This window comes from [Clostridium] clostridioforme AGR2157 (genome assembly GCF_000424325.1).
GTDB lineage: Bacteria > Bacillota > Clostridia > Lachnospirales > Lachnospiraceae > Enterocloster > Enterocloster clostridioformis_A.
Genome location: NZ_AUJR01000083.1, coordinates 1 through 9,496 on the forward strand (window position 1 = coordinate 1; position 9,496 = coordinate 9,496).

Genomic DNA, 9,496 nt, shown 5'->3' on the forward strand with positions numbered 1-9,496 from the left:
CTGTATTAATTTAAAAGACATAGCGGTAGACCTGTCATTGGAATACTTAGCGCCGCAGGAGGGGCAAAACTTGGAGTGGCAGCGAAAAGGAACGAACTTGAGGTTACCGCAATGGGGACAACCATACATGGCGCCACCATAAGAAGGATCCCCGCAGTTAATGACCTTATCAATGTTTTCCATGACGACAGGTCTGGGTTTTATATCGTATTCAATGATTTCGTAATAGTCTCTGAGCATCTTCTGAATCACATTCATGAGATTATTATGGAATAAAATGACGCAAAAAACAAGCCCTAATTCCCCTCATGAATGAGGGGCTAGGGGAGTTGAGGTGCCGAAGGCACTTTCTTGCGCTCTGCCGTACGTGCCGGGGAAAGCTGATTTTTACACAAGCATCCGGGCTACTGTTGCAAAGGCAAAGCACAGCACGATACCGCAGACCGTAGGCACAAGGAAGGACATGGCAGTCCATTTTAGGCTGCCCGATTCCTTGCGGATGGTAAGAAGGGTGGTGGTGCAGGGCCAGTGCATCAGGGAGAAGAGCATGGTGCTGACAGCGGTAATCCAGGTCCAGCCGTTATTTACCAGCAAATCCCTCAGCTGTGCCAGGCTGTCAAATTCCAGAAGGCTTCCCTGGGCCATGTAGGCCATGATGACGATGGGAATTACGATTTCATTGGCAGGCAGCCCCAGGATGAATGCCATAAGAATCACGCCGTCCATGCCAAGAAGCCTTGCAAACGGGTCCAGAAAGCCGGAACAATGGGCTAACAGGGTGATGCCCTCTACCTGTACATTTGCCATGATCCAGATTAAAAGTCCGGCAGGGGCAGCCACCGCAATGGCCCTTCCCAGTACGAACAGGGTCCGGTCAAAGATGGAACGGACAATCACCTTGCCAATCTGCGGACGCCGGTAAGGAGGCAGCTCCAGGGTGAAGGAGGAAGGAATTCCCTTTAACACGGTCATGGAAAGGGCTTTGGAGACCACAAAGGTCATGCATACGCCCAGGACAATGAACAGGGTCAGGAGCAGGGCTGACAGCATGGAGTCAAAGGCACCTCCGGATACGCCTACAAAGAACATGGAGATGATGGCGATGAGGGTGGGAAACCTTCCGTTGCACGGCACAAAGTTGTTGGTTATCATGGCAATGAGCCGTTCCCTGGGGGAATCAATGATGCGGCAGCCCACGATGCCCGCTGCGTTGCATCCGAATCCCATACACATGGTCAAGGCCTGTTTGCCGCAGGCATGGCAGCTCTTAAAGGGTTTATCCAGGTTATAGGCAATCCTGGGAAGATAACCCGAGTCCTCCAACAGGGTAAATAGAGGAAAGAAGATAGCCATGGGCGGCAGCATGACCGAGACAACCCAGGCCAGGACCCGGTAGACTCCCAGAATCAGCAGTCCGTGAAGCCACTGGGGAGCGCCCGTGGCCATGAAGGCTTTGGTGAGCTGGTCCTGGAGGCGGAACAGGGCATCCGCCAGCATCTGGGAGGGGTAATTGGCGCCTGTGATGGTCAGCCAGAATACCACGGCCAGCATTCCTATCATGACGGGATAGCCTGTGAACCGGCTGGTCAGAATCTTATCCAGCTTCCGGTCACCTTCATTGTAGCCGTTTTTGTGGAACTGGACCGTATCACGGCATATTTTCTCTGCCGATGCCACCAGGGCAGCCACGATGCGGTCCTTTAGGATTTCATTGGTAATGCCGTACCTGGCCAGATGCTCCCTGGCCTGTGACAGGGCAAGGCTTATCTCAGGCACTTCCAGTATGTCCTCATTCAGATATTCCCTTAATTCTTTCATGAGGGACGGATCGCTGTCCAGAAGCTTTAAGGTTAGCCAGCGGGAATTGACCTTTCCCTCCACCCTGGCCTTTACGGCAGGCTCCGCCATGGCGATGGCCTGTTCAATGATGGGGGAGTACTTCACCTGGTAGGGAGAGGCGGTTCGGGTACCTTCCACCAGGTCATCCAGCTGTTTCATCAGCTGGTCAAGGCTTCGCTTCTTCCTGGCAATGGTGCCGGCCACCGGTACGCCCAGCTTTTCCGACAGGCCCTTTAGGTCAATGGTAATGTTCTTGCGGGCGGCTTCGTCCATCAGGTTCACACATACCAGGACGCGGTCCGATATTTCCATGGTCTGAAGCACCAGGTTCAGGTTGCGCTCCAGACAGGTGGCGTCGCACACAACTACAACCCCGTCACTTCCGCCAAAGCAGATGAAGTTGCGGGCTACTTCCTCCTCCGCGGAGTGGGCCATGAGGGAATAGGTGCCGGGGATATCTACCAGCACATAGCTGTGTTCCTTTGTCTTACAATAGCCCTGGGCATTGGTCACGGTTTTTCCCGGCCAGTTTCCTGTATGCTGGCTCATTCCCGTAAGATTGTTGAAAAGGGTGCTTTTACCTACGTTGGGGTTGCCTGCTATGGCGATTATTTTATCATCAGGTGTCTGTTTTTTTATATCCAGTCCGGAATCCACAGCTCCCATTCCTACGGATTGTTTGGTCAGACCCATTTTAATACTCCTCTTTTTTCTTTTTTTATATCAGGCAATTTTGCATCTGACCGGAATCAGATGATGTTTCTTAAGACAGCTGTTTTGTGGGAGATACCTTACAGGCTGGTGCAGCCCTCCATTATCTCCTGCTCATTGAAGCCTGTGCAGGGCTGAACCAGAATACCGCGGCAGTCCTCTGAGCGTATGGCGATGACAGCACCGCGAATCAGGTAGGCACAGGGGTCTCCCAGAGGGCTTTGCCCAAGGCATTCCACCTCCGTATTTTCAACCAGGCCGATATCCAGAAGACGCCTGCGGATGCTGCCTGTGGAAATAAGCTCCTTTACACGAGCCCGTTTTCCGGGTTTTATATCATTCAAACATAGAAATTCTTTCATAATTACAATACCTCGCAATAGATTTAGGATAGGGAAACTTTTTCTTACTCATATAGTATTACAGGAGGGGAACTTTGGTTACTGATAAAGATGGATTCTATACAATGAAAGGATATGAACGTTCTGCTTCTGAGGAGATGACCTCGTCCATGGAGGATTATCTGGAGATGGTGTGCAGAATGGAGGAAGAGGGGGAACCCATCCGTGTCAGCTCCCTGGCTGCCAGCCTTCACGTAAGACCCTCATCCGCTTCAAAAATGTTAGATAATTTGAGAAAAGCCGGGTATATTGATTTCAAGAAATACGGCTCCATCATGGTCACGGATAAGGGGTACGAGGAGGGCAGGTACCTGCTGCACAGACACCAGGTACTCCAGGATTTTTTCTGTACCCTCAACCATACGGAGGATGAACTGGAACTGGTGGAGAAGATTGAACATTTTATCAATCACAGGACCGTGGAAAATATGGAGCAGGCTCTCTCCTTCCTTCGGCATAAGAATGATATTACTGGAAAAATAGGATAAAGTATTGTATAATGTGTAATATGCAAAATGATAAAAGGAGAGACATTATGAACGATGATAACTATGTAGAGTGGCTTGTGAAGAGAAAAGATCCGGCATATGCCGTTCCTGTAAAGATACTCATGATTGTGGGCTGTATATTTTCCGTCCTTTCCGCGCTGCAGACCGTGTTTGGCGTAATTGTCATGACCATGGCAGGTGTGGCCACCTATTTCGTGTTTCTGAACCTGAGCGTGGAGTTTGAATATCTGTTTGCAGAGGGCGGTCTGGCGGTGGACCGTATCCTGGGAAAGGCAAAGAGAAAGAAGATATTTGACTGTGAGAAGGATGACATCCAGATCGTGGCGCCGGCTGATTCCTTTGTGCTTAAGGATTATGAGAAGCAGGGCATGAAGGTAAAGGATTTTTCGTCGGGCAGAAAGAATGCCAAGGTGTACGCCCTCATATACCAGAAGGGGCCGGACCATTTCAAGGTATTGATTGAACCCAATGAGAGGATGATAGGAGCCATGCGGAGGACCTTTCCGCGGAAGCTTGTGATGTAATGCAATCGGCATATGGACAGGTCGGGAGAGAACGGGCCGTCGAGGGCTGTGGAATGTAGGGCATCATCAAGCAGTACTGCGCGGACAACGGCATGGTATATGTTGTTTCCCCCGCAGTACGGGCGGGATGAGGTGTATGCGTCCCATGTGTTTGCCATGCCTACCATACTGTCCATTGTTACGGTGCCCCTTATGGTGTGGCTGGCTTCCTGGCGTTGATGCTTCTGGCGGTGATGCTTCTGGTGGTGATGCTCCTGGTGGTGATGCTCCTGGCGGTGATGCTTCTGGTGGTGATGCTCCTGGCAGCGATGTCCCCGGGGCGGTGCTGCGGGGGATATTAGGACGGCTGATGGAACCCTATTAGTAAAATCAATGAATATTTCTCTCTGTTTTGGTTTGACAAGCCAGATAAAATTTGCTAGTATAAGATACTAATAAGAAAAGGACAGTTCGCGGACTATCAATATTATGACAAACATATCAAACCAAACACGCAGAAAGAGAGGAAATTTATAATGGGTACAATTATCGGCGAAGGCATAACCTTTGATGATGTGCTTCTGGTACCGGCATTTTCAGAAGTGATTCCCAACCAGGTAGACCTGACCACACATTTGACCAAGAAGATTAAACTGAACATCCCGCTGATGAGCGCCGGCATGGATACGGTCACAGAGCACCGCATGGCCATTGCCATGGCCAGGCAGGGAGGTATCGGTATCATTCATAAGAATATGTCCATTGAAGCCCAGGCAGAGGAAGTGGACCGGGTAAAGCGTTCTGAGAACGGTGTCATCACAGACCCATTTTTCCTTTCACCGGAGCACACCCTTAAGGATGCCAATGACCTGATGGCAAAATTCCGCATATCCGGCGTGCCCATTACAGAGGGCAAGAAGCTGGTGGGCATCATTACCAACCGTGACCTGAAGTTTGAGGAAGACTTTGACCGTCCCATCAAGGAGTGCATGACTACCAAGAACCTGGTCACTGCAAGGGAGGGTGTTACATTAAAGGAAGCAAAGGCCATCCTGGCCAAGGCAAGGGTGGAGAAGCTGCCAATCGTGGACGATGAGTTCAACCTGAAAGGCCTTATCACCATCAAGGACATTGAGAAGCAGATTAAGTATCCATTGTCCGCAAAGGACGAACAGGGACGCCTTCTGTGCGGCGCTGCCGTGGGCATCACCGCCAATGTGCTGGACCGCGTAGGAGCACTGGTGGAAGCAAAGGTGGACGTGGTGGTTCTGGATTCCGCCCATGGCCATTCAGCCAATGTTATCCGCTGCGTGAAGATGATTAAGGAGGCATATCCGGACCTTCAGGTGGTGGCCGGAAATGTGGCCACGGCAGAAGCTACCAGGGCATTGATTGAGGCCGGGGCTGATTCCGTCAAGGTGGGTATCGGACCTGGTTCCATCTGTACCACCCGCGTGGTGGCAGGCATCGGCGTGCCCCAGATTACGGCGGTGATGAACTGCTACAGCGTTGCCAAGGAGTACGGTGTGCCCATTATTGCCGACGGAGGAATCAAGTACTCCGGCGATGTGACAAAGGCCATTGCAGCGGGCGGCAGCGTGTGTATGATGGGAAGTATCTTTGCGGGATGTGATGAGAGTCCGGGTACCTTTGAGCTGTACCAGGGACGTAAGTATAAGGTATACCGCGGCATGGGTTCCATTGCTGCCATGGAAAACGGAAGCAAGGACCGCTATTTCCAGACAGATGCTAAGAAGCTGGTTCCCGAAGGCGTGGAGGGACGCGTAGCTTACAAGGGAATGGTGGAAGACACCGTATTCCAGCTCTTAGGCGGTCTGCGCTCCGGTATGGGATACTGCGGCGCCCAGGACATCACTACCCTTCAGGAGACAGCACAGTTCATTAAGATTTCCGCTGCATCCTTAAAGGAGAGTCATCCTCATGATATCCACATTACCAAGGAGGCTCCCAACTATTCGATTGAGGAATAGGGAAGAGTGCCTAATGATTGAAGCGTAAGAAGAATTGGTTTATAATGATACCCGTCGAGTACTACGGCGGGTATTTTATATTGGAACGGGAGAACGGGGTTATGGAACAAAAAAGCAGATTGACCACACTATGTTATATAGAAAATGAAGGGGCATATCTGATGCTCCACAGAATCAGCAAGAAGAACGATGTGAATAAGGATAAATGGATTGGAGTGGGCGGGCATTTTGAAGGGGACGAGAGCCCGGAGGACTGCCTGCTCAGGGAGGTGAGGGAAGAAACCGGCCTTACCCTTACCTCCTGGCGGTTCAGGGGACTGGTTACATTCATTGCAGAGGGCTGGGAGACAGAATACATGTGTCTGTACACGGCGGACAGATATGAGGGCAAAATGATATCCTGCAACGAGGGAGCGCTGGAATGGGTGAAGAAGGAAGATGTGCTGTCTTTGAATCTGTGGGAGGGGGATAAAATCTTTTTTAAGCTGTTAAATGAGGAGGTTCCCTTCTTTTCGCTGAAACTGGCATATAAAGGGGACCGTCTGACAGAGGCTGTCCTGAACGGGAAGCAGATGGAGCTATTCGATGTACTGGATGAGGACGGGAAGAAGACAGGAGTGGTCCGGGAACGGAGCCTGGTCCACATGGACGGAGTCCCCCACGGAACTGCCCATATATGGGTGGTAAGGGAGCATGAGGATAAAACGTATGACCTTTTGCTGCAGAAGCGGAGCCAGGGTAAGGATTCTTATCCGGGCTGTTATGACATTTCCTCGGCAGGCCATGTGCAGGCCGGAGATGACTTCCTGCCGTCCGCCATCAGGGAACTGAAGGAGGAGCTGGGAATTGAGGCCGGGGAGGGGGACCTGGAGTTTGCAGGTTACCATAAGGGATATATGGAAGAGATATTTTACGGAAGGATGTTTAAGGACAGCGAGGTCAGCGCCGTATATGTGTACAGGAAGCCAGTGGATGCAGACAGACTTATGCTTCAGAGAGAGGAGGTGGAGAACGTCATGTGGATGGAGCTTCGTGAGTGTGTGGAGGCGGTGAGGCATCAGAGGATACCCAATTGCATTTATCTGGATGAACTTGAGATGATTGAGCGGTATCTGTGCCGGGAGCAGCGGGAATGAAAGGGACAGGGAGTGCAAAGCAGGGATACCGCCGAGGGGGCTTTTGGGACGAATTGGACCGTATCCCTGATTCCAACAATCAACTGGGGCCAACAATCGCTTATGTAGGTAAAGATTGATGATAATGGTATGGCAGTATAATGGAATGGAGGGGGATGGTAAGGAAGAATATTTGCCTGTGCAATTAAAGAAAAAATATATTTATCGTAAGTTTATTGTCAGAAATAGATGTTTTTTGTAACCGGGAAGTATGATATAATATCTCTAGTTTTGTTTACAAAAAATGAGTGCCTGGAATATGGGAGAGATATTATGAAACTTAGGAAATGGAAATCATTTTTATGTATATGTACCAGCTGTACCCTGCTTATGAGTACGGCGGCGTCAGCTAACCCCACAGCCATCATGCCTTTGGAGGAAAGCCAGGTATCTTCCTTCCAGTCAGGGGACCAGACCTCCGGCCAGGGGACCGTATCGTCTCAGGGACCGGGGGAGGAATCCGGCAGTGATGGGGCGATCATTTCATCAGATGGGCCATCCTCCTCAGGGAGTCCGTCTTCAAACGGCAGCCCATCCCCATCTGACAATCCGTCTTCTTCTGGCAGCCCATCCCCATCCGGGAGTCCATCCACATCCGGCAGTCCGTCTTCCTCCGGCAGTCCGTCGGCAGGTCAGACGGCTGGGGGAAACAGCAAAGGCGCGGTATCGCCCGGAGAGACAGCAGGCGCTGCTGCCGGGACCTTTGACCAGACAGCTGCTGCTTCCGTGCAGAAGCCGGAGATAGCGTCAGAGGGGGCTGTACTAATGGATGCTGCCACGGGAACCGTCCTGATTTCCAAGAATGGCGACAAGCAGTTCTATCCCGCTAGTATCACCAAGCTTATGACAGCACTGCTGGTGGCGGAAAACTGCAGTCTGGATGACAAGGTCACATTTTCAGCAACAGCCACCACCAACCTGGAATCAGGCGCTGTGTCTATCAATATGACGGCAGGGGATGTGATGACTGTGCGACAGTGTCTTTACGCCCTGCTTCTCAAATCAGCCAATGAGGTGGGAAATGCCCTTGCGGAGCATGTGGCCGGCAGCAATGCTAAATTTGCGGATATGATGAACGCCAAGGCAGCTGCCTTAGGATGCACCAATACACATTTTACCAATCCCCACGGTCTCAATGATTCCAATCATTACACCACGCCCCATGATATGGCGCTGATTGCAAGGGCAGCATTCCAGAATGATGTGGTGAAGACAGTGGCATCCACACGTACATACGAACTGCCTGCCACCATAAAGAATCCTTCCGGCCTGACCGTGACAATTGGCCACAAAATGCTGAACCCCAACGATGCCAGATATTATCCGGGGGTCATTGGAGGAAAGACCGGTTATACATCCAAAGCAGGAAATACCCTGGTAACCGCAGTGGAGAAGGACGGAGTCAGATTGATTGCCGTCATCATGAAGAGCAAATCAACCCATTATACGGATACGAAGGCTTTATTCGACTACGGATATGAACTGGTGAAGGCAGGCGCTTTAAGCGGCAGCAGTGCAGGAAATGCAAACGGCACGAGCAGTTCAAACGGCACAAGTACGCCGGGCGGTTCTTCCGGCACAGGAAATGCCGGTCCGGGAACATCCTCAGCCAAGGGCTGGGTCCAGGACAGCAACGGATGGCACTATGTGAAGGACAATGGAGCCAAGGCTGCTAATGAGTGGGTTACGGTAGACGGCGTTTCTTACTGGATTGATTCCAATACATATATGGCCAAGGGATGGCGCCAGGTAAATGGAAAATGGTATTTCCTGCGCTCCAATGGAGCCATGGCCAAGAATCAGTGGGAGAAGGTTGAAGAAAACGGACAGTGGTTTTATCTGGGCGCTGACGGCGCTATGCTGACCAACACAACTACACCGGATGGGTTGCGGGTGGATGAGAGCGGGGCCTGGGTGGAGTAAGGTGTCAGATAATTAATGGAGTTATATGCTGAATTGAGCGTGAAAGTAGATATGATCTTAACGAACGTTATGCAGTGGTGAATTATAATATTAGCAGAGAAAAGATGTTATGTGCATTGCAACAGCGAAACCCCGAAGAGCGGCAACTCTTCGGGGTTTCCTTTTAGGTGCGCCCGGCGGGCGCACGTTCTAACGGGTGAAAGTCCCTGACCCGCCCGGCAGGGGGAAGGGTGCAGCCAATGGCAAGGGCGTCATCGTGAGGTGGGGTCTGAAGGAAGCCGGAGGCAAACCACTGGCCTGTAAAAGTTGTCCGGATAGGCTGTGAAGCGTGGATGAGGTTGCCTAACAAACTAAAGTCCAATAACTGCACGGAACGCCAGCAGTAAACGGGGCAGGTATAAGTGGGAAAGAACGTGTGAGTACCCGGGGAGGTCTCACGGACGT

At 51.2% G+C, this 9,496-nt stretch carries 9 protein-coding genes; 6 read left to right on the forward strand and 3 right to left on the reverse strand.

Features of this window, described 5'->3' with window-relative positions; translation table 11 throughout:
• From G614_RS30695 to G614_RS0122490, 3 genes are all read right to left on the reverse strand, one after another.
• Nucleotides 1-258 (reverse strand): transposase zinc-binding domain-containing protein (locus tag G614_RS30695; RefSeq protein ID WP_207637859.1); only part of this gene is annotated, 258 nt, incomplete at its 3' end.
• A 129-nt stretch (nt 259-387) separates the two neighbouring features.
• Nucleotides 388-2,532, reverse strand: coding sequence for a ferrous iron transport protein B (gene feoB / locus G614_RS0122485; RefSeq protein ID WP_027643714.1), 2,145 nt, complete (start codon nt 2,530-2,532; stop codon nt 388-390).
• A gap of 98 nt (nt 2,533-2,630) precedes the next feature.
• A complete protein-coding gene (locus G614_RS0122490) occupies nt 2,631-2,912 on the reverse strand; it encodes a FeoA family protein (RefSeq protein ID WP_027643715.1) in 282 nt (93 codons plus the stop codon).
• Nucleotides 2,913-2,986: 74 nt separating this feature from the next.
• Between G614_RS0122490 and G614_RS0122495 the strand changes: the two genes are divergently transcribed.
• The 6 genes from G614_RS0122495 (at nt 2,987) to G614_RS0122535 (ending at nt 9,052) form a co-directional block, all read left to right on the forward strand.
• Nucleotides 2,987-3,439 (forward strand): metal-dependent transcriptional regulator, encoded by a 453-nt coding sequence (locus G614_RS0122495; protein ID WP_027643716.1) that lies wholly within the window; start codon nt 2,987-2,989, stop codon nt 3,437-3,439.
• A 47-nt stretch (nt 3,440-3,486) separates the two neighbouring features.
• The gene (locus G614_RS0122500) at nt 3,487-3,984 is read left to right on the forward strand and encodes a DUF6106 family protein (RefSeq protein ID WP_027643717.1); all 498 of its coding nucleotides are present in this window, start codon (nt 3,487-3,489) and stop codon (nt 3,982-3,984) included.
• A 197-nt stretch (nt 3,985-4,181) separates the two neighbouring features.
• On the forward strand, nt 4,182-4,325 hold the full coding sequence (locus G614_RS31530; RefSeq protein WP_155245119.1) for a hypothetical protein: 144 nt from the start codon (nt 4,182-4,184) through the stop codon (nt 4,323-4,325).
• A 174-nt stretch (nt 4,326-4,499) separates the two neighbouring features.
• On the forward strand, nt 4,500-5,954 hold the full coding sequence (gene guaB, locus G614_RS0122515; protein ID WP_027643718.1) for an IMP dehydrogenase: 1,455 nt from the start codon (nt 4,500-4,502) through the stop codon (nt 5,952-5,954).
• 101 nt (nt 5,955-6,055) lie between these two features.
• A complete protein-coding gene (locus tag G614_RS30700; RefSeq protein ID WP_080664602.1) occupies nt 6,056-7,090 on the forward strand; it encodes an NUDIX domain-containing protein in 1,035 nt (344 codons plus the stop codon).
• A 312-nt stretch (nt 7,091-7,402) separates the two neighbouring features.
• Nucleotides 7,403-9,052, forward strand: a complete 1,650-nt coding sequence (locus tag G614_RS0122535; RefSeq protein WP_027643719.1) for a D-alanyl-D-alanine carboxypeptidase family protein — start codon at nt 7,403-7,405, stop codon at nt 9,050-9,052.
• Nucleotides 9,053-9,496 lie beyond the last annotated feature (444 nt).